Genomic DNA, 21,025 nt, shown 5'->3' with positions numbered 1-21,025 from the left:
TAACAGTAGACATCACATTCAATTAGTAACACAAGATATCACATAGTGATTCTTTTTAACGGTTAAGTTAGAAAGGGCGCACGGTGGATGCCTTGGCACTAGGAGCCGATGAAGGACGGGACGAACACCGATATGCTTCGGGGAGCTGTAAGCAAGCTTTGATCCGGAGATTTCCGAATGGGGAAACCCACCACTCGTAATGGAGTGGTATCCATATCTGAATTCATAGGATATGAGAAGGCAGACCCGGGGAACTGAAACATCTAAGTACCCGGAGGAAGAGAAAGCAAATGCGATTCCCTGAGTAGCGGCGAGCGAAACGGGATTAGCCCAAACCAAGAGGCTTGCCTCTTGGGGTTGTAGGACACTCTATACGGAGTTACAAAGGAACGAGGTAGATGAAGAGGTCTGGAAAGGCCCGCCATAGAAGGTAACAGCCCTGTAGTCAAAACTTCGTTCTCTCCAGAGTGGATCCTGAGTACGGCGGAACACGTGAAATTCCGTCGGAATCCGGGAGGACCATCTCCCAAGGCTAAATACTCCCTAGTGACCGATAGTGAACCAGTACCGTGAGGGAAAGGTGAAAAGCACCCCGGAAGGGGAGTGAAAGAGATCCTGAAACCGTGTGCCTACAAGTAGTCAGAGCCCGTTAACGGGTGATGGCGTGCCTTTTGTAGAATGAACCGGCGAGTTACGATCCCGTGCAAGGTTAAGCAGAAGATGCGGAGCCGCAGCGAAAGCGAGTCTGAATAGGGCGCATGAGTACGTGGTCGTAGACCCGAAACCAGGTGATCTACCCATGTCCAGGGTGAAGTTCAGGTAACACTGAATGGAGGCCCGAACCCACGCACGTTGAAAAGTGCGGGGATGAGGTGTGGGTAGGGGTGAAATGCCAATCGAACCTGGAGATAGCTGGTTCTCTCCGAAATAGCTTTAGGGCTAGCCTCAAGGTAAGAGTCTTGGAGGTAGAGCACTGATTGGACTAGGGGCCCCTACCGGGTTACCGAATTCAGTCAAACTCCGAATGCCAATGACTTATCCTTGGGAGTCAGACTGCGAGTGATAAGATCCGTAGTCGAAAGGGAAACAGCCCAGACCGCCAGCTAAGGTCCCAAAGTATACGTTAAGTGGAAAAGGATGTGGAGTTGCTTAGACAACCAGGATGTTGGCTTAGAAGCAGCCACCATTTAAAGAGTGCGTAATAGCTCACTGGTCGAGTGACTCTGCGCCGAAAATGTACCGGGGCTAAACGTATCACCGAAGCTGCGGACTGTTCTTCGAACAGTGGTAGGAGAGCGTTCTAAGGGCTGTGAAGCCAGACCGGAAGGACTGGTGGAGCGCTTAGAAGTGAGAATGCCGGTATGAGTAGCGAAAGAGGGGTGAGAATCCCCTCCACCGAATGCCTAAGGTTTCCTGAGGAAGGCTCGTCCGCTCAGGGTTAGTCGGGACCTAAGCCGAGGCCGAAAGGCGTAGGCGATGGACAACAGGTTGATATTCCTGTACCACCTCCTCACCATTTGAGCAATGGGGGGACGCAGGAGGATAGGGTAAGCGCGGTATTGGATATCCGCGTCCAAGCAGTTAGGCTGGGAAATAGGCAAATCCGTTTCCCATAAGGCTGAGCTGTGATGGCGAGCGAAATTTAGTAGCGAAGTTCCTGATTCCACACTGCCAAGAAAAGCCTCTAGCGAGGTGAGAGGTGCCCGTACCGCAAACCGACACAGGTAGGCGAGGAGAGAATCCTAAGGTGATCGAGAGAACTCTCGTTAAGGAACTCGGCAAAATGACCCCGTAACTTCGGGAGAAGGGGTGCTCTGTTAGGGTGAAAGCCCGAGAGAGCCGCAGTGAATAGGCCCAGGCGACTGTTTAGCAAAAACACAGGTCTCTGCGAAGCCGTAAGGCGAAGTATAGGGGCTGACGCCTGCCCGGTGCTGGAAGGTTAAGAGGAGCGCTTAGCGTAAGCGAAGGTGCGAATTGAAGCCCCAGTAAACGGCGGCCGTAACTATAACGGTCCTAAGGTAGCGAAATTCCTTGTCGGGTAAGTTCCGACCCGCACGAAAGGCGCAACGATCTGGGCACTGTCTCAACGAGAGACTCGGTGAAATTATAGTACCTGTGAAGATGCAGGTTACCCGCGACAGGACGGAAAGACCCCGTGGAGCTTTACTGCAGCCTGATATTGAATGTTGGTACAGCTTGTACAGGATAGGTAGGAGCCTTGGAAACCGGAGCGCCAGCTTCGGTGGAGGCATCGGTGGGATACTACCCTGGCTGTATTGACCTTCTAACCCGCCGCCCTTATCGGGCGGGGAGACAGTGTCAGGTGGGCAGTTTGACTGGGGCGGTCGCCTCCTAAAAGGTAACGGAGGCGCCCAAAGGTTCCCTCAGAATGGTTGGAAATCATTCGCAGAGTGTAAAGGCACAAGGGAGCTTGACTGCGAGACCTACAAGTCGAGCAGGGACGAAAGTCGGGCTTAGTGATCCGGTGGTTCCGCATGGAAGGGCCATCGCTCAACGGATAAAAGCTACCCCGGGGATAACAGGCTTATCTCCCCCAAGAGTCCACATCGACGGGGAGGTTTGGCACCTCGATGTCGGCTCATCGCATCCTGGGGCTGTAGTCGGTCCCAAGGGTTGGGCTGTTCGCCCATTAAAGCGGTACGCGAGCTGGGTTCAGAACGTCGTGAGACAGTTCGGTCCCTATCCGTCGCGGGCGCAGGAAATTTGAGAGGAGCTGTCCTTAGTACGAGAGGACCGGGATGGACGCACCGCTGGTGTACCAGTTGTTCTGCCAAGGGCATCGCTGGGTAGCTATGTGCGGACGGGATAAGTGCTGAAAGCATCTAAGCATGAAGCCCCCCTCAAGATGAGATTTCCCATTCCGCAAGGAAGTAAGATCCCTGAAAGATGATCAGGTTGATAGGTCTGAGGTGGAAGTGTGGCGACACATGGAGCTGACAGATACTAATCGATCGAGGACTTAACCTAATTTCTAATGATGTCACACCTGTTATCTAGTTTTGAGAGAACACTCTCAAATTGTTTGGTGGCGATAGCGAAGAGGTCACACCCGTTCCCATGCCGAACACGGAAGTTAAGCTCTTCAGCGCCGATGGTAGTCGGGGGTTTCCCCCTGTGAGAGTAGGACGCCGCCAAGCAAGGTAAAGACTAGTTCAACTGAACTGGTCTTTTATTTTGTTCTTTTTTTATATCTGTACTGATTCTTTTCAAATGATGGTAAAAAAATTATCAAGACTGACGATTGCAACTGAAGTGGGAGAGTATCGAACAGAAGCGGCACACCGGTTATCCGATTATGTTTATCACCCGTAGGATTTAACTGCGGAGGTGGTCAGACGCATTAATCAAGGAAGAAAGTTCGATGTGATCTTTGACGCGATCGGCAATCAGCTTGATTGGGCCTTATCCGTTCATTGCCGATGGGGTTTGATGATACCTATGAAAGAAAATCAGGCCTTTTCAATTGCTTTCTAACTGGGTTACGATCGTTGGAATCGTAGAGGCTCGGCAGACCATGGAGGACGCGGTTTCATGCGCTGTAGATATGCCGCAGCTTTCTGAGCTCATAACGGAAGAAACGACGCTGGAGAAATTTGAGTCCGCCATACAAAGCTTAATGGGAATAGACTCGACATCTAATGACAGGAAAGATATTCAAGCAGTCAAAACGATTCTAGTTTCTGATCCTGATATGATCTGATGGCAAATGGCTCATCCATTTTTTTCTTCAGTATTTGACCTTGCACATTTGATTAAAATTTATTATGATACTCTTTGTATAATAACTCCTTACCTCAATACACTATACTCAACGTTTCCCCTTTTTCTCCGAAAGTTTTTCTTTTCGTTTTCTTCCGTAAAATAATTAAGCTCCCAATACAACAGAAACGGTGCGGATTTATTTTTAAAAAGGAGTCGTTATATTTGAATCGTTTTACATTGAAACAGCAGTGGTTCGGTAATATCCGAAAAGATACTCTTGCTGGAATTTTGGTGGCGTTAGCCTTAATACCTGAAGCAATTGGTTTCTCGATTATTGCCGGTGTTGATCCAATGGTTGGTCTTTATGCTTCATTTTGTATAGCCATTATTATTTCTATTTTTGGCGGAAGACCGGGGATGATTTCGGCTGCGACTGGCTCGATGGCGGTAGTGATGGTGTCACTGGTTGCCGATTACGGGCTTCAGTATTTATTTGCGGCTACCATTTTGACAGGTGTTATTCAGGTGATTTTAGGCATCAGTAAAATTGCGAGATTAATGAAATTCATTCCTCGTTCTGTGATGATCGGGTTTGTAAATGCGCTGGCAATTCTTATTTTCTCTGCGCAGCTGCCTCAGTTTGCAGGTGCATCTTGGAGCATGTATGCGATGCTTGCCGGATCATTGGTTATTATTTATGTACTGCCTAGGTTTACGACTGCGGTGCCATCTCCGCTTGTCGCAATTATAGTGATGACGATTATTGCGGTCACTTTCCATGTGGATGTGCGGACGGTTGGAGATATGGGCAATATCTCTAGTTCATTGCCTCATTTTCTCATTCCTGATGTTCCGTTTACCTTCGATACGCTTAAAATCATTTTTCCTTATTCCATTGCTCTGGCGTTTGTCGGTTTGCTTGAGTCTTTGCTGACTGCACAGATTATTGATGAAATGACGGATACAGACAGTGATAAAAATAAAGAAAGCCGCGGACAGGGAATCGCAAATATCGTCACTGGATTTTTTGGCGGTATGGCGGGCTGCGCTATGATCGGACAATCTGTTATTAATACAAAAGCGGGCGGCCGCGGGCGGTTATCAGCCTTTATTGCCGGTGCTTTTCTTATGTTTTTAATTGCCGTTTTGAGTCAAGTTGTTGTAAACATTCCGATGGCTGCGTTAGTGGCTGTTATGGTTATGGTGTCTGTCGGCACATTTGATTGGTCTTCTTTAAAAGGCTTGAAAAAAGCGCCGATCACAGATTCAATTGTAATGGTTGTGACGGTGATTACGGTTGTCGTGACGGATGACTTATCGAAAGGCGTATTCGTCGGTGTTCTGTTAAGTGCCGTTTTCTTTGTAGCCAAAATCTCGAAGCTGAAAATCGTTTCTCATGCAGAAGATCAAAAGCTGAGAACGTATCAAGTCAAGGGACAGATCTTTTTTGCGTCAGTGACTGATCTTACAAATGCGTTTATCTTTGATGAGGATATTGAACGAGTTGTCATTGACTTGACCGATGCTCACGTATGGGATGATTCAGGAGCGGCTGCGCTTGATAAGATTGTCGCAAAGTTTAAAGAGCAAGGAATTGAAGCTGAGTTAAAAGGGCTGAACAATGCAAGTAAAGCCCTTATGAAACAGATGGCATAAAAGTGTGAAAGTCCAGATTGATGAGATCTGGGCTTTTTTATATAACATATGGTTGAACTGCATTGATATAATAGAGAGAAAGAAATTTTTAATAGGGGACTTGTATATAATGCTTCAGAAGCTGAACCGTGTATTGGGGAAAGTCATGCCGCTTTTGACACCGACTAGTGTTGTGCTTGGCGTCCTGCTGTCTCAGTTTTTAAATGGATATGAAAGCGCGGTGCCTTGGATATTTGCGTTTATTACGTTTGCGGGCAGCTTGAGTGCGAACTTTCAATCTTTGAGACACGCCTTGGCGCACCCTCTTCCTATGATTCTTGCATTATTTGTTCTTCATATTTTTATGCCGCTTTTCGCCTGGGGCAGCGGACATCTCATATTTCAAGGCGATCCATTAACGATCACCGGTTTGACATTAGCTGTTGTCATTCCTACAGGGATTACGAGCTTGATTTGGGCTGCAATGTACAAAGGGAATGTCGGTTTGACGCTTTCTATCATATTGATTGATACCGTGTTGTCGCCGTTAATCGTTCCGCTGAGTCTTTCTGTGCTGGCCGGTGCCCAGGTTCACATGGATGTCTGGGGAATGATGAAGGGTCTGGTTGTGATGGTGGTGATTCCTTCATTCCTGGGCATGCTGTTTAATCAGATGTCATCTCCAGAAAGAACCGCAGCATTGAGCAGTACGCTATCACCCTTTTCAAAGCTGTGCCTGATGGCCGTGATTGCGATTAACAGCTCTGTGATAGCTCCTTATTTCAAAGCGATTGATTTAAGATTTTTAGGGATTGCTGTTACTGTTTTTTGTATCGCGTTAACCGGGTATGCTGCCGCGTGGCTTATCGGAAAAATGATGAAAAGGCGGCAGGAGGAAATTGTCTCTCTTATTTTTACGGGTGGCATGAGGAATATCAGTGCCGGCGCTGTTCTTGCCGTCACCTTCTTTCCGTCCCAGGTAGCCGTTCCGGTTGTGATTGGCATGCTGTTTCAGCAAATCCTGGCTGCTTTGTTCGGCTATATGCTGAACCGTTTCGAATTAAAACCCGTCTTGCAGAAGGCATGAAAAAAACCGCTCATATGATAGAGCGGTTTTTTCCGTATAGCCATTCAAGGGCATTGATAAATTGTTTACAGAAATACTTGCGGTGGTGCACCGCCCCTTTCTCAATGACGAGACACAGCTGATCTTGAGTGAAGCCTTTTTCTTTTAGGCTCTCGTATACGTATTTTGTTTTTTGCAACATCGTCTGCTGAATCGATTGTTTTCCAGCGCCTTCTTCACTGCCGACAGACATATAAATACGCGTTGAATCGGGCCTTACAGCGGCAGTATCTATGGTTTCTGCTGCGTTCTCGTACCAGTATGAACTTGAAAGAGATCCTATATTTCCAAATAATGATGGATGTCTCAGAAAGGCGAACATCGAGATGAGGCCGCCTAATGAGGCGCCGATTATACCTCTGGATTGTGCTCTTCTGGAGACATTCCAATTTTCTTCCACAAACGGAATGAGCCGGTTTGTTATTTCAGATAGATAGTCAGACCCCTTACCTCCGAAGTCTGGAAACTGATCACTGAGTGATGCGGCGGGCCAAGGAGTGTACTCGTCAATTCGATTTTTAGGCTCTATACCGATCAGCACGAGCTCAGGCACCCTGTTTTGATGGAACCTGCTTTCTATCAGTTCTAGTTGATTTTGAAACAAAGAACCGCCATCCTGTACGTAAACAGAAGGAAATGCCCTGCTGTCCGTACTGTAGGAAGGAGGGAGATACAGCTTGAACATCCTGTCGCCCGCCTTATGCTCTGATAAAGATCCGTTCAAACGTTCTCCCCCTTTTTTTGCTTGAAAAGCAGGTATAAGAAATACGGAACACCGAGTATCGCCAAAATAATGCCGGCTGGCACTTCTGCGGGCTGGAAAAACAGTTTCCCGGCAAAATCCGCGCTCAATACAAGCAGCATGCCGATCAAGCCGCTCAAAGGCAAAATATAGCGGTGTTCGATACCGGCCAATCTCCGGGAAATATGGGGCGCGATTAAGCCGACAAATGCCATGCTTCCCGCCACAGAGACACAGGCGCTGATGATGGCGACACAGGCGACGAGCAGAATGGTTTTTTCTTTATTTGATGAAATGCCAAGGCTTCTAACCGTGTCTTCGTCAAAGCGGATGGTATCAAGCAAACGAGACTTGGCCAAAAGAATAGGAATAAACAGCAGCATCCACGGAAGAACAGCTGTGATATATGTCCAGTTCGCCGACCAGATGCTTCCGTTTTTCCATACCATGGCCATTTCATAATCTTGCGGGTCCATTTTTAAGGATAAAAACAAAGACAAGGCGCTGAAGCCCGAATTAATCGCGATTCCTACCAGAATAATTCTGCCTGAATCTAAATTGCCTCTGTTCCAAGCGAATATGTAAATCATGACTGCAGCAGCCAGTCCGCCGATCAGGCCGAAAAACGGCATTCCCATCGCCGCGACGATTGAAGTTACTTCCTTCTGGCCTTGGAACAACAGCATAAACGCCACAATGCCTGCCCCTGCTCCGGCATTGATTCCCAATATTCCCGGGTCTGCAAGGCCGTTTCGTGTGATGGCCTGAATGACAGCTCCTGCTATGCCAAGTCCGAGTCCGATAATGGCTGCCATGACAATCCGCGGAAGTCTTAAGTCAAACAGCAAAACTTCATACTGCGGATTGGGATTGATCTGAAAAAGAGTGGAGAGCAGCTCTGTCGGACGAACAGAAAACGATCCGCTGGTCATGCTGAAATAGCTGACAAGGAGAATCAATATGATTAACAATGCATATTTTTTAGCCATTTTGCTCTCCTCCTTTTCGTTTGATCAAATAAAGGAAGAAAGGAACGCCGATAATAGAAGTCACAACCTCAATCGGTGTTTCAAATGGGTAATTGATAAATCTGCTGGCGAGATCGCACAGCGTTAAAAAGATTCCGCCCAAAATGCAGGAACAAGGAATCAGTCTGTTATAATCCGAGCCGACGAGAAATCTTGTGATATGCGGAACGACTAAACCGACAAACGCAATTTTTCCGGCAAGCGCTACGGCACTTCCGGTTAAAATGATGACAGAGAGCATTGCCATGATTTTGATCGTTTTTTTCTTTTGGCCCAAACTCTTAGAAATATCGTCACCTAGTGAAACAGCGGTCACCTTTTTGCTGAGAGAGACAGCTATGACGATACCAGCAAGAAAAAATGGAACGGCAAGCTTCAGAAAGTCGGGGCTCATTTGATGAAGTCTGGCGCTGTACCAAAAACTCAGATCCTGTGAAATTTGAAAATAGATCGATATGGCAGCTGCTAAACTATTTAGCAGCATGCTTGTGACAGTGCCAATGATGGCTAGCTGTACAGGCGTAAACCCGTTAGGCAGCATTGTTGCCAGACCGAATACCAATGCAGCTCCAAATGCGGAGCCGATAAAAGAGTAAATGATCATTTCAAGCGAAGATGATTGCGGAAGCAGAACCATACAAAGCGTGATGATAAAGGCGGAACCATCTGAAACACCCATAATTGAGGGCGATGCCAAATAATTGCGTGTGATGCCTTGCATGAGCGCTCCAGATACAGCAAGGGCTGCCCCAATGAGCAGAGCGCCGGCAGCCCTTGGAATCCGGGAGTGCCATATGATTTGATGGTCTGTGTTTCCCGGATCAAAATGAAAAAGTGATGCAAAGACCATATCAGCATTAAGCTGCTTTGCGCCATAGAGGACGGAAAGCAGCAATGATAATGCAATAGCAAATGGAGAAGTAATCAAAATGATACGTGTCCACTGTTTTGAATACATACAAAAACCTACTCTAATTTAGTCTTGTGTTAATTTTTCAGATGCCGCTTTCAGGAAGCGGACTTTGCTCCAAGCCGTACCGCCTTGTGCGAGAGGATCAACTGAATTGACGTACACATGATCTTCTTTGACTGCTGTGAGGCTTTTCCAGATTGGATTTTTCTCTAAATCTTTTAATGCATCAGGTTTATCCGCATTTTCATCATCAGAAAATTGGACGAAAATGTGGTCAGGGTTCATTTCACTGAGTTTTTCTAATGAAATCAGCTCTTGCGCTTTTGCGGCTTTGACTTCATTCGGCGCTTTAAGGCCTAAGTCGCCATAAAGAGTTGAGTTGAAGTACACTTGTTCAGGATAAATGTAAATATTTCCTTGTCTGATTCTGATGACAAGCGCTTTTGAATTTTTTGCTTGTTTATCAATTTTCGTTTTTGTTTCTTTTAGATCCTGTTCATAGTCGGCAATGATTTTTTTGGCTTTTTTCTCTTTTCCGGTCAGCTGGGCAAGCAGCATCATGTTTTCCTTCCAGTTTGATGAGATGTGAGAAACCGGAATGGTCGTGCCGGCCGTGCTTATTTTTTGCAGGGTTTTCTCAGGGAACTTTGTAGATGCCAAGATCACATCTGGCTGCATCTCGAGAATTTTTTCAATGTTTGGTTCCATTTTTTCCCCTGTAGGTGTTGCTTTATCAGTGATGTCCTTAAACATTTCAGGGAATTTTCCTGAAAATGAGATTGCACCCTGCGGATGAACGTCAAGCAGTTTAGCGTCTTCCATGGATTCAACGCTACCCGTAATGGCAATCTTATCTGTCGGTACATTTACTTCGTACGTTTTATCCAAATACTCGATTTTCTTTTTCTCGGACTTTGTGCCGCTCGCTTTGCTGGCAGAGGATTCTTCCTTGCTGCCGCAAGCTGCCGCCGTCAGGGCGAGCAGCAAGATTAATAAGGTAAGAGATAGCTTTTTCATCTATAGTGCCTCCTGTTCAATTGATAACTATTATCAATTGGAATTATAGAGAATGAACAGACATAACACCATGGACAAATTCCATATTTATCATGGACTATCGCCGGATAGCATAGAAATGGTTTGCTGAACAATCCGCTCGTGCCCGCAAGCCGAGTATTCATTCCATGGGTCTGAAGAGAGGTGATACACACGTCCGTTCCGCACTGCGCTTAGGTTTTGCCATATTTCTGACTGTTTTATTTGTTGATAATAGGCAATGGTTTCCGGCTCTTTAAAAAGGAAGAGCATGATACAGTCAGCTTGGCAATTTGTGATGTCTTCTAATGAAATCGCTTGTTCTGAAGGCGTGTCAGCCGATTCAGCCGATTGGAACCCTAAATCTTCAAAGAAGACTTCGCGGACGCTGCGATTATGTGCCATATAAAAGCTCTGCTTGTGCAGACGAAGAAAGAGAAAGCGAAACTCTTGAGTGTGCAGCAATGTCTTTTTAGCGGCAGCGGTCTGCTTGTCATAGGCTGCGAGCCACTTTTCAGCTTCCGATTCTTCATTTAAAAACGAGGCGGTTTGCAGAAAGTGAGCTCTCCAGTTTTCTTCTGAAGGAAGGTAACATACTTCTGCAATGCTGTTCAGGCGCTTTTGTTCTTCTGAAGAGACAGAATCCATGCTGAAAATGATATCGGGTTCAGCTTGGGACAATGTATGAAGGTTTTCCTCCCATTTTTCATTAAACCGGTATGCGTTGAGCTGAACTGGAATGTCTGCTGAGTAATGCTGATAATAGTAAGCCGTCCATTTTGGATGGAGTGCGGCTGCAAACGGTATATGATGGAGAGGAATGAGCTGCCCCATTGTTCCCTTTCCATAGGCGGCTATTTTTTTCCGGCGTTTTTTCATATAGCTTGTTGGAGAACAGCCTGTGTGTTTTTTAAAGATTCTGCTGAAATAAAATTCATCTTGATAGCCGGTTTGATGGGCGATTTCCTTCAGTTTACAGTTGGATCTTGCCATGAGCCGCTTCGCTCGAGTGATTCGCGTTTTTGTGATAAATTCTGTTACGCTCTGACCTGTCCACTTTTTAAAGGTTTCGCTGTAATGCTTGGGGCTGATTCCCGCCATTTGTGAGAGCTGGCCTAGTGTAATTTTTCTATCGGCATGAGTTTCGATATATTGTTTTGTTTTTTCGAGCGCTGTCTGTGTATCGCTTTGATCAGAGACATTGGCTGTGAATAGGTCATAAATCAGGCTCTGAACCTCGATCACACATTTCAATTGAGAAAGCTGTGATGAGTCTGTCCATATTTCAGCAAGTTCTTGAAGCCGGGCTGAAAGGTTTTCGATATGTGAAACATTCACAAGGTTTAGAGTGGATAAATCAGTTTCAGTGCATGGTTTTAAGAGATCTTGCTGGGTTTCCGCTGTATAGCAGTGAAGCCTGATCAGACAAACATCTATATTTCTCTCTTCTGCTGGTGTAATACCGAATGTTTCATGAGGCGGACAAACATACAGTGTCTTTTTTTGGAGAGGCACGGTTCTCGTTCCGATAGAAATATGTCCATCTCCTTTTAAATGAAAGATCAGCACGAATGAGTCAACCAACTGCTGTTCTGAGAAGAGATCACTCGTTTTCTTCATATATTCAATTTGTACAGGATGATAAATCATCTTTGAGTTTTGCAAGGAGAAGACCACCTTTTCAGAAACGCTCGCTTAATTGATAATCATTTTCAATAAGATTGTACCAAATAAATGAAAGTTTTCCTATATAAAGCGTGTTGTTTTTGTATATAAAAACCCTTGCCGCAAAAGCGGGCAAGGGAAAATGATCAAGCTTTTGTTGGGTAAGAGAATGTTACACGTGTAACATACCCTTCTTACGTCTTAATAAATGAGATATTGTTTTCTTGTTTTATTGAATTGCTTCAGCTGTTTTTGATAGGTGTCAATGATTTCATCAATTGAAGCACCGTTCACGATTTTCGTTCGAACCCAGCCGTTGCCAGCCAATTTATCAAATGAGCCAGACGCTAGGAACTTAAACTCATCAGGATAGAGGTCATGTATCATTTTAATAAGCGACAGTCCTGTTTTAACAGCTTCAAATTTCTCTCTGTCCGTAATAAAGAGCTGTACGCCGTGGCAAAGTGTTCCTTGATGTTTAGAGAACGTCGGAGTAAAGGAGGCAGCTCTGAATGTAACGCCAGGCAGATCAAGACGGTTCATTTTTTCTGCAAGCTCAGTGCTTTTGATAAAGGGAGCTCCGATCAACTCGAATGGTTTAGTCGTTCCCCGCCCTTCAGATACATTTGTTCCTTCAATTAACCCTGTTGCAGGGTACACAAATGTGCTCTCTGCGGTTGGCATGTTAGGCGAAGGGAGAACGAATGGCAGTCTGGTTTCATCAAAGTCCATAGAGCGTTTCCAGTGCTTCATTTTCACGACTGACACATCAGCATCAATATTAAATTCCTTGTTGAATAGTAAAGCCAATTCTCCAATGGTCATCCCGTGCTTTAATGGAATGGGATAGAGTCCGACAAAGGATGCGTACTCGGGCTCCAGCACCGGTCCTTCAACCTTTTTTCCGCCTTGGGGATTCGGACGGTCCAGCACGATAAAAGGTATTCCGTTTTCTTTTGCGGCTTCCATTGCATAGGCCATTGTATAAATGTACGTATAGTAACGAGTCCCGACGTCCTGGATGTCAAATATAAGAACATCGACATGTTTCAGCATATCAGGAGTGGGTTTTTTCGTTTTTCCGTAAAGGCTGTATACCGGAACCCCGGTTTTTTCGTCAATGTAAGAGCCTACTTCGTCTCCTGCCTGAGCGTCGCCGCGAACGCCGTGCTCAGGCCCGAATAAAGCTGTCAGCTGAATATCGGGGTCTTCGTAAAGAATATCTACGCTGCTTTTAAGGGATGCACTCACACCTGTTGGGTTGGTGATCAGTCCAACTCTTTTTCCCTTTAGCTGCTTTTTGTGTTGGGACAAGAGGATATCTATGCCGGTCTGAACTTTAGGTTTTTTTGCTGTTTGTTTTGCCGCTTCAGGTGTAGCAGTGGCAGCCGTCATTGTTCCGAACATCATAAGACCTGCGAGAAGAACCAATACCGTTTTTTTCATATGTTCCTCCTTATTAAAGCGGTTTTCCCGTTTTGATGTTTACTCCATAGCCATATGGATAAAGGATGTCTCCTGGTTTTGTGACGGATGGAATGTCGACTGGCAGCGTACCCTTTGGCTTTGATTGTCCGAAGATCGCTTTAACCCCGGCCGGAATATTCGGCTGAAGATAACGGCCGTTTGCATATCCTTTAAAACCATAGATGGCAATCAAGGCTCTGGCTTCTTCGAAATTGGCGGCATCATATGGATTCCGCAGACTCATTAAGACAAATTGCTTTTTGTGCTGCAGTGCAGCATTCATGACAGCTCTCGGAAAAGCGGTGGCCCATTTGCTTGAATCTGTTACCGTGTCGTCGATGACACCGTCGTTGACGACAGGGTCATTTTTTACAACGTAAGAGCCTGTAATGATATAATCAGCTTCTTTTACTTGTTTTTCATACTCAGCATTAAATACCTTTTCTGCAAAGTTGATTTTGGTAAGAGAAACAGAATTGATTTTTTTTCGCTGCATTAAATCGTGAATGGTTTTTTCAATGGATGCTGATTGTTCCTCGTAAGGTGCGGCAATTAAGATTCGGCTGCCTTTTTTGGGTTTGAACGGCAAGGTATGCTGATCATTTTTTAATACTGTCACTGCCTTTTCAGCAATTTTTTGCTCTGTCTTCGTATGGTGTTTGCTTCCCACTGTTTTGAGCGCTTTCTTCACCTTTTTATCTATACTGCTGTCATTCTGAGCGGGGTAAATACCGCGTTTTATTTTCAGGGAAATGATTCTTTCCACCGATTTGTTGATTTGCTGTAAGGGAATGTCCCCTTTCTCGACAGCTTCTTTTAAGGAGCCAATTATGCTTGCAAATTTATGTTCATTTTTCAGAGATGTAACTGAGGCAGGCATTAACGCAATATCAACACCGGCCTTTATGGCCATGACGACCGCCTCTTCCTGGCCGAAATGATCTGCTATGGCTTTCATATTGAGAGCATCAGTGACGATTACACCGCCAAACCCCATTTCCTCCCGAAGCAGCCCGGTCATTACTTTCTTTGAAAGTGTAGCGGGAACCATAATATCAGATCCGTCAAGCTTGCTTTTATATGTGGTGTCGTCAAAGGCTGGAAATTGAACATGAGCTGTCATCACCATGTCTGCTCCTGCATCAATCGCTTTTTGAAAAGGATAGAGTTCAACCTCACGAAGCCGTTCCTGGCTATGAGAAACGAGCGGCAGTCCATAATGGCTGTCAACGTCAGTGTCGCCATGTCCCGGGAAATGCTTAAGAGCAGAGGCGATATGTTGCCGTTGCAACCCTTTCATAGAATATAGACCGAGTCGTGCTGTCAGTTCACGATCAGAACTGAATGATCTTACACCGATCACAGGATTATCAGGGTTATTATTAATATCTAAGACTGGGCTGAAATCTGTATTGATGCCTAAGACAGAAAGCTCTTTTCCAATCATGCTGCCGGTCTGATATGCATTGATTCTGCTTCTTGTTGCGCCAAGCGCCATATTGCCTGGGAAATGAGTGCCCTCCCCTAATCTCGTCACGATCCCGCCTTCTTGATCAATGCTGAGTAAGAGCGGAATCTTAGGGCCGGCCTTTTGATATGCGTCTGTCAGCCGTACCGTTTGCTCAGTTGTTTTTACATTTTCTGCAAATAGTATGACGCCGCCGAATTGATATTTCTTGATGAGGCCAGCGACTTCCTCATTCATTTCTGTGAAGGCTTTCGGAGAAGACTCACCTTCCTTTTGCCAGTTTCTGAAATCCGGCATCAGCATCTGGCCAAGTTTTTCATCTAACGTCATATGATCAACGATCTGTTTGGCGTCAGCTGAGCCGCGGGGTTTCGCTTTAGCTGTCTGATTGACGCCGAGAACACATGAAAGAAAAAGGACGGTGGAAAGGATCAGCGAAATGACAGGTTTCATAACAACTTCCTCCTATCGTCAATTATTTCATTGCTTCATAAATCGCGGTGACGACGCTTCCGTACCTGCCTGTTGAAAATTGATCACCCTCAAACACGTTAGGATTTTCCGCTGGATCAGCGACTGGTGAATGCTTTTTATTTGTTAACAAAGCAATGCCTAAATTGTATGCCGGATCAATGATGGTAACCGTTCCTGTCCAGCCAGTATGTCCGTACGCATTTTCGCTTGCATAAGGGCCAAACATCCATTCCATGCTTTTACTGCCGTTTCGCCGCCATCCAAGGCCGAATGTCGGATCTGTTGCTGATGGCGCCGTAAATAGGTCAGCTGTTTTCTGATTGAATAATGAAACGTTTCGGTACGTTCCTTTGTTTAACATGACTTGAAGCAGAATCGCCATATCATCAGCGTTTGAAAACAGTCCGGCGTGGCCTGAAACGCCTTCCATCGAATAGAATGCTTTTTCGTCATGTACTTCTCCTTGCAGCGTGTCTGTGCGGATATGAGGAAAATGGATAACACCGTCTCGTGTATTGCCCATACGTTCAGTGGCTGCAAACTGTTTTGCTGTAAAGCCTTTTTGCAGCGGATTGTACAACGTATGCTTCAGCCCCAGCGGTTTGTAGAGCTTTTGTTCCGTATAGACATCAAGCGGTTTGCCGGTGAGTTTTTCGACAATACAGCCGAGAAGCATGTATCCAATGTCACTGTATATGTGTTTTGTTCCTGTTTCATAATCCAGCGGGATTTTCATCAAGTATTCAATGGTTTTCTCCCGCTCCTGCGAATAATACATGCCGGCTTTTTCTGGGTTATAAAAGTAGAAACTGGATGGCAGCCCAGATTGGTGCTGCAGGACATCAATGACACGAATGTTATCTTTTCCTTTGATGCGATCTGTAGGCTGATCCTTGAAATCAGGCAAATAAGCGGATACCTTTTTATAAACGTCGAGTTTGCCTTGGCTGACTAAGCGCTGTAAAGCAAAATTGGTCGCATACATTTTTGTATTTGATGCCAAGTCAAACATCGTGCGGGTTTTCATTTTTGCCGGACGGCGCAAGAGTTCAGCCCCGTCGTATTTTTTACTGTAGCCGTACGCTTCTTTTTTGATCATACGGCCGTCCTTCACGACGACTAGAACGGCGCCGGGGAATCCTGCTGCAATGTCCCGTTCAATCATCTGATCAACCTTCCTTAGTTTCTTCGACGAAAACTGTGCAGTTTCTGGATTTATTGTTTTCGGTTTAATCTGGTTGTCTGCTTGATGAAGGGCGGTGTGTGCGAAGGCTTCGTTCGGCGTCAGAATGGACACGGTTAAAATAGCGCTGAGTAATGCTAATGTCTTCGTTCTCACAAGCTTGCTCCTTTCCGTGTTTCTATGCCGTTACTATTCCTAAATTGTCATCATTTAATCGAACTGGGCAGCCATTTCATCTTTATATCCGAAAGCGTAGGTCAATAAAAAGCCGAACGCATAGGAAATAAAGAGACCAATGATATATAAGATGATTTGTGAAGGCAGGACCAGAAAGGAGAGCGGCAGTCCAGAGACACCGATTGCAACTGTGGCTACCTGAAAATAAGCTTGAAAAGCTCCGCCGATCCCCGCCCCTAAGCATGCTGTCAAAAACGGACGGCCAAGCGGCAGCGTTACACCGAATATAAGCGGTTCACCGATGCCGAGCAGTCCTGAAGGAAGACCCCCTGTTATCGCTTTTCTCAGCGTTTTTTTCTTTGTTTTAACGAAGATGGCGAAGGCTGCGCCCACTTGTCCCGCGCCTCCCATGGCAAGGATAGGGAGAAGCGGGTCATCACCGATGGAATTGATGAGTTCCATGTGCACCGGCGTCAGGCCTTGATGTAGCCCCGTTACAACGAGAGGCAGGAAGGTCGCGCCCAGAATAAAGCCTGCAGCGATTCCGCCGATGTCTAAGATGGACAGAAGACCGGATGTGATGACATCTGAAATGAAACCGCCTAAAGGCATGAAAACGACATACGTCAATATTCCAGTGATCAAAAGTGAAACTGTTGGCGTTACGATAATATCGAGTGATTGAGGAATAAAGCGGCGGACGAATTGTTCGGTGTAAGCAATGAATATAGCTGCGAATAGAACGCCTATGAGGCCTCCCCTGCCGGGAAGAAGCTGTTCTCCGAATAAACTGATCTTTGCGATTTCCGGGTTAATGATCAGAATCCCTGCCAGAGCGCCGAGAGCGGGCGTTCCGCCAAATTCTTTTGACGCGTTAATGCCGACGAGAATACCGAGATAAGTGAACAGGCCTGATCCAATGACTGTCAATACAATTGCTGTTTGTGATTCTGCAGAGAGCCAGCCGGCTTGGGTTACCGCTTTGGTAATCCCGGTAATTAAACCTGAAGCGACGAGTGCGGGAATGAGAGGTATGAAGATGCTGGCTATTTTTCGTAAAAAAAGCTTAAACGGGGTGGCGTTCTTGCGATTGATCTCGGTTTTCTTTTTGGACGCGGCCTCTTTTAGATTGAAATCTTCTTCTGATGATACCAGCTTCGAAAAAGCGGCGGTGACATGATTAACGACACCAGTGCCGAGGATAATCTGCAGGGTTTCAGCTTCGACGACTCCAAGGACGCCATCAAGCTCTCTTAACGCCTTACTATCCGTTTTGCTGACATCGTAAGGCGTAATGCGCAAGCGGGTCATGCAATGCGTATAGGAAGAAATATTGGATTTCCCCCCGCATAGCTCAAGGATTTTTTCCGCCAGAATATTGTATTGTTTTTCTTTGCTCATACAAACCCCTCCCTTTCAAGATGCCTTATGTCTTTCTCATAGATTTGATTGCTTTTCTCGTTTTATCAATGTAGCTGACCGTTTCTTCATACTGCTCGGCCGCCATGCTTAAAAACAAAACATCAATCATAAAGAGCTGGGCGAGACGAGAGGAAGTCGCTGCGCTTCGAATCAGGGCCTCGTTGGAATGGGCTGTATATAATGAAACGTCGGCTAATACGGAGACGGAAGTTTGACTGTATTGTGTGAGGCTGATGATTGTGACGCCTTTTTTCTTTGCCATCGAAAGCAGCTCGATGATTTCCTGTGTTTCACCTGAAAACGAAATGGCAAATACAATGTCTTTTTTATCTGCATTTGCGATTAAAGATGCCACGAGATGAGTGTCCGTGAAAGCAGTCGCCTGTTTATGAATTCGAAGCCATTTTTGCTGGGCGTCCTTGGCGACAATGCCCGAGGCGCCCAGGCCGATGAAATGTACAGTGTTCGCTTGAAGCAGCAGAGAAACAGCGCGCTCAAGCTCTTGATAATCCACGAGATCTGAGGTGTCTTGAATTGCTTGAATGGCATTGCCGGCTGCTTTTTCAGAGATAGAAGGCAGTGATTCATGAGGGGCGATGTCCCGGTAGCCTTGAACAGCAGGTTTTGCCAGATCACCCGCTACCCTCATTTTTAAATCCTGAAATCCTTTTAGTCCCAGTGACTTGCAGAGCCTGATGACGGCAGCGTCACTTGAATTAGCTAAGGCGCTGATTTCGCTGACTGTGCTTTCTATCGCTTTGTGGGGATGGGCTAATATGTAGTCTGCAAGTTTACGCTCTGATTGTGGCAGCTTGTGTTTCATCGATTGAATAATAGCTAAACCGCCTGTCGCCATTACTGTCTCTCCTTATCATGAATAGTAGTTTTCAATTGCTTTGTCTATAAAACCGTTCGCTTCATCAAGCAACGTCTTCGCTTTGTCTTGATCTGTGCTGGTTTTGAGCATAACGATTGCTGTTTTGACATGAAGATTCGCCTGTTCAAGTGTGTATTTCGCTTTCTCATAAGAAACGTCTGTGAGGCTTTGGATGATGCTGATGGCGCGTTCTTTTAATTTTTTGTTGCTGACATTGACATCCACCATCAAGTTTTCGTAGACCTTGCCGATTTTGACCATTACAGCGGTGGATATCATGTTTAGAATCATTTTATGAGCGGTTGCGGCTTTCATACGTGTCGAGCCTGTAATGACTTCTGGTCCGACCACGACCTCAATGCTGTGATCAGCGTGTTTGCTGATGGTGGAGTGTCTGTTACAGGTAAGGGAGATGGTGTTTGCTCCGATTTTGCGGGCGTATTTCAGCGCACCCGCTGCATAAGGCGTACGGCCGCTTGCTGCAATCGCAATCACTGTATCGGCTGAGGTGAGATGGATGGATCGTAAATCCTCGGCCCCTGCTTCTTCATGATCTTCAATCCCCTCAGCCGCCTGCAAAAATGCGTTGGGACCGCCGGCCATTAATCCGATTACCTGATCAGGACTGACGCTGTAGGTCGGAGGACATTCAACTGCATCCATCACACCGAGTCGGCCGCTAGTGCCTGCACCTGCGTAAATGAGCCGTCCGCCATTTTGAAAGGATTCATACGCGCATTCGACCGCTGCTTCGATATCGGGGAGGACATGCTGAACGGCGGCAGCGACTTTGATATCTTCATTGTTAATCATTTTTAAGATATCGAGGGTATTCGCTTTGTGTATTTCCATTGTTTGGCTATTGCGTGATTCCGTTGTAAGGCTGTGAAGATTCAATTGTTCTGACATGAGGATGCCCCCTGTATAAAAAATAAATATATCTCAATATTCAGTATATTCATTTCTGTTATGATATTTCAACTATCATTTTTAATTTTTGAAACTTTATTTCAAAAGAGGTTATAAAAAATAATGAAGTATCAGCTGTTCGCCGAGCGGCCCGATTTTTCGGCGTCCTTTATCAAGAAATCCAGTTTTCATATAAAGCTGCTTTGCACGGGTGTTCAGGTGATTGACGGCTAAAATGATTTCATCGCACCATGGGAAATACCCGTTAACAAAGGAGGGTAGCTGGAGCATGGCTTTTTTCGCATAGCCTTGTCCGTGGTGAGCGGAGTTTAATGATAAGGAACTGAGCAATAAAGCAAATGGATTGTTGGAATAGGGAGCAATGATTTCTTTTGACGTATGTAGAATGAAAAAGCCTATTGGCAGATCACCTTTTAAGATGACAACAGGATAGCGCTCCTGTATGCTTAGGGCCTGAGTCAGCACCTCTTTAGGGAGAGCGGTAAAGCGTTTGTCATCATTGTGTAAAGTAAATGCGTAAAGCTCAGGTAAATGCTCAGGCTTATAGAAGGATAAAGAGATATCTTGCGTCATGATGAGCCTCCTTACAATATATCGTCTAGCTGGTTTTCAGAAATTACACGGTACCCCGCTTGTTTTAATAGGGCGGCGGTTACTCCGTTTCCAGCGATTTTTTTGCCTGAAAATGAGCCATTATAGATGAAATTGCTACCGCATGATGGGCTGTTTTCTTTCAATATGACGGCAGAGGCGTTGATTTTTTTTGCATAGGCCAATGTTTGGGCCGCGCCCTTCATATATAAATCTGTTACATCTTCTCCTGAAGACGTTATGATTTTCGCGCATCCATTAAGAACATCCTCACCAGTGCCTCCGATGATTTCTGCTGGTTCCCGGGGAGTGGAGAAGCCGCCGAGAAGTTCAGGGCAAGCCATCACTGCTTGCTTTTCTTCAATCAGTTTTCGAATTTTCTCTGATGCGGCATGCGAACCGTTGTATCTGCATTCAATGCCGCCGAGGCAAGAGCTGACTAGTATCATATTGGTTTCTCCTCTCTTGATTCGATCTATATCTATCTTAAGATAAATGATAAATGTTGGGAGGCTTTTTCAGTTAAAAAAGAGGTTAAAAAGTTTGAAAATAAAAAAATTAAATTTCCT

At 45.6% G+C, this 21,025-nt stretch carries 15 protein-coding genes, 2 rRNA genes and 1 pseudogene; 5 read left to right on the top strand and 13 right to left on the bottom strand.

Features of this window, described 5'->3' with window-relative positions; genetic code table 11:
• Positions 1 to 60 precede the first annotated feature (60 nt).
• From NST16_RS17125 to NST16_RS17105, 5 genes and pseudogenes are all read left to right on the top strand, one after another.
• Positions 61 to 2,988, top strand: a 23S ribosomal RNA gene (locus NST16_RS17125).
• 54 nt (positions 2,989 to 3,042) lie between these two features.
• A 5S ribosomal RNA gene (rrf, locus tag NST16_RS17120) occupies positions 3,043 to 3,158 on the top strand.
• Positions 3,159 to 3,228: 70 nt separating this feature from the next.
• Positions 3,229 to 3,721: pseudogene (locus NST16_RS17115) on the top strand (zinc-dependent alcohol dehydrogenase); the annotation flags it as partial.
• Positions 3,722 to 3,945: 224 nt separating this feature from the next.
• A complete protein-coding gene (locus NST16_RS17110; RefSeq protein ID WP_340887732.1) occupies positions 3,946 to 5,379 on the top strand; it encodes a SulP family inorganic anion transporter in 1,434 nt (477 codons plus the stop codon).
• A gap of 145 nt (positions 5,380 to 5,524) precedes the next feature.
• On the top strand, positions 5,525 to 6,445 hold the full coding sequence (locus NST16_RS17105; RefSeq protein WP_268444521.1) for a bile acid:sodium symporter family protein: 921 nt from the start codon (positions 5,525 to 5,527) through the stop codon (positions 6,443 to 6,445).
• A gap of 10 nt (positions 6,446 to 6,455) precedes the next feature.
• On the opposite strand, the gene NST16_RS17100 is transcribed toward NST16_RS17105, so the two are convergent.
• The 13 genes from NST16_RS17100 to NST16_RS17040 form a co-directional block, all read right to left on the bottom strand.
• Positions 6,456 to 7,208 (bottom strand): alpha/beta hydrolase, encoded by a 753-nt coding sequence (locus tag NST16_RS17100; protein ID WP_340887731.1) that lies wholly within the window; start codon positions 7,206 to 7,208, stop codon positions 6,456 to 6,458.
• Positions 7,205 to 8,215 carry an iron ABC transporter permease FeuC gene (feuC, locus tag NST16_RS17095; RefSeq protein WP_010332799.1) on the bottom strand — a complete coding sequence of 337 codons (1,011 nt, stop codon included), beginning with the start codon at positions 8,213 to 8,215 and terminating at the stop codon, positions 7,205 to 7,207. Before feuC ends, NST16_RS17100 begins: the two co-directional genes overlap by 4 nt.
• Positions 8,208 to 9,212, bottom strand: a complete 1,005-nt coding sequence (locus NST16_RS17090) for a FecCD family ABC transporter permease (RefSeq protein ID WP_340887730.1) — start codon at positions 9,210 to 9,212, stop codon at positions 8,208 to 8,210. The genes feuC and NST16_RS17090 overlap by 8 nt, the downstream gene beginning before the upstream one ends.
• 18 nt (positions 9,213 to 9,230) lie before the next feature.
• The gene (gene feuA / locus NST16_RS17085; RefSeq protein ID WP_103672608.1) at positions 9,231 to 10,184 is read right to left on the bottom strand and encodes an iron ABC transporter substrate-binding protein FeuA; all 954 of its coding nucleotides are present in this window, start codon (positions 10,182 to 10,184) and stop codon (positions 9,231 to 9,233) included.
• 90 nt (positions 10,185 to 10,274) lie between these two features.
• Positions 10,275 to 11,852 (bottom strand): bacillibactin transport transcriptional regulator Btr, encoded by a 1,578-nt coding sequence (btr, locus tag NST16_RS17080; RefSeq protein WP_340888414.1) that lies wholly within the window; start codon positions 11,850 to 11,852, stop codon positions 10,275 to 10,277.
• 216 nt (positions 11,853 to 12,068) lie between these two features.
• On the bottom strand, positions 12,069 to 13,313 hold the full coding sequence (locus tag NST16_RS17075; protein WP_340887727.1) for an exo-beta-N-acetylmuramidase NamZ family protein: 1,245 nt from the start codon (positions 13,311 to 13,313) through the stop codon (positions 12,069 to 12,071).
• 13 nt (positions 13,314 to 13,326) lie between these two features.
• A complete protein-coding gene (locus NST16_RS17070; RefSeq protein ID WP_340887725.1) occupies positions 13,327 to 15,255 on the bottom strand; it encodes a glycoside hydrolase family 3 protein in 1,929 nt (642 codons plus the stop codon).
• 22 nt (positions 15,256 to 15,277) lie between these two features.
• Entirely contained in the window at positions 15,278 to 16,615 is a 1,338-nt protein-coding gene (gene pbp4b, locus NST16_RS17065) for a penicillin binding protein PBP4B (RefSeq protein ID WP_340887723.1), read from the bottom strand.
• A 54-nt stretch (positions 16,616 to 16,669) separates the two neighbouring features.
• Positions 16,670 to 18,037 carry a PTS transporter subunit EIIC gene (locus NST16_RS17060; protein WP_268451076.1) on the bottom strand — a complete coding sequence of 456 codons (1,368 nt, stop codon included), beginning with the start codon at positions 18,035 to 18,037 and terminating at the stop codon, positions 16,670 to 16,672.
• 25 nt (positions 18,038 to 18,062) lie between these two features.
• A complete protein-coding gene (locus tag NST16_RS17055; protein WP_340887720.1) occupies positions 18,063 to 18,914 on the bottom strand; it encodes a MurR/RpiR family transcriptional regulator in 852 nt (283 codons plus the stop codon).
• A 15-nt stretch (positions 18,915 to 18,929) separates the two neighbouring features.
• Positions 18,930 to 19,844, bottom strand: coding sequence for an N-acetylmuramic acid 6-phosphate etherase (gene murQ, locus NST16_RS17050; protein ID WP_340887719.1), 915 nt, complete (start codon positions 19,842 to 19,844; stop codon positions 18,930 to 18,932).
• Positions 19,845 to 19,955: 111 nt separating this feature from the next.
• Positions 19,956 to 20,438 carry a GNAT family N-acetyltransferase gene (locus tag NST16_RS17045; protein WP_010332811.1) on the bottom strand — a complete coding sequence of 161 codons (483 nt, stop codon included), beginning with the start codon at positions 20,436 to 20,438 and terminating at the stop codon, positions 19,956 to 19,958.
• 11 nt (positions 20,439 to 20,449) lie between these two features.
• Complete coding sequence (locus tag NST16_RS17040) at positions 20,450 to 20,905, bottom strand: DUF523 domain-containing protein (protein WP_168746801.1); 456 nt, start codon at positions 20,903 to 20,905, stop codon at positions 20,450 to 20,452.
• Positions 20,906 to 21,025 lie beyond the last annotated feature (120 nt).

It is taken from the genome of Bacillus sp. FSL K6-1005 (assembly GCF_038000225.1).
GTDB lineage: Bacteria > Bacillota > Bacilli > Bacillales > Bacillaceae > Bacillus > Bacillus mojavensis.
This window is presented reverse-complemented; position numbering and strand designations above follow the sequence as displayed.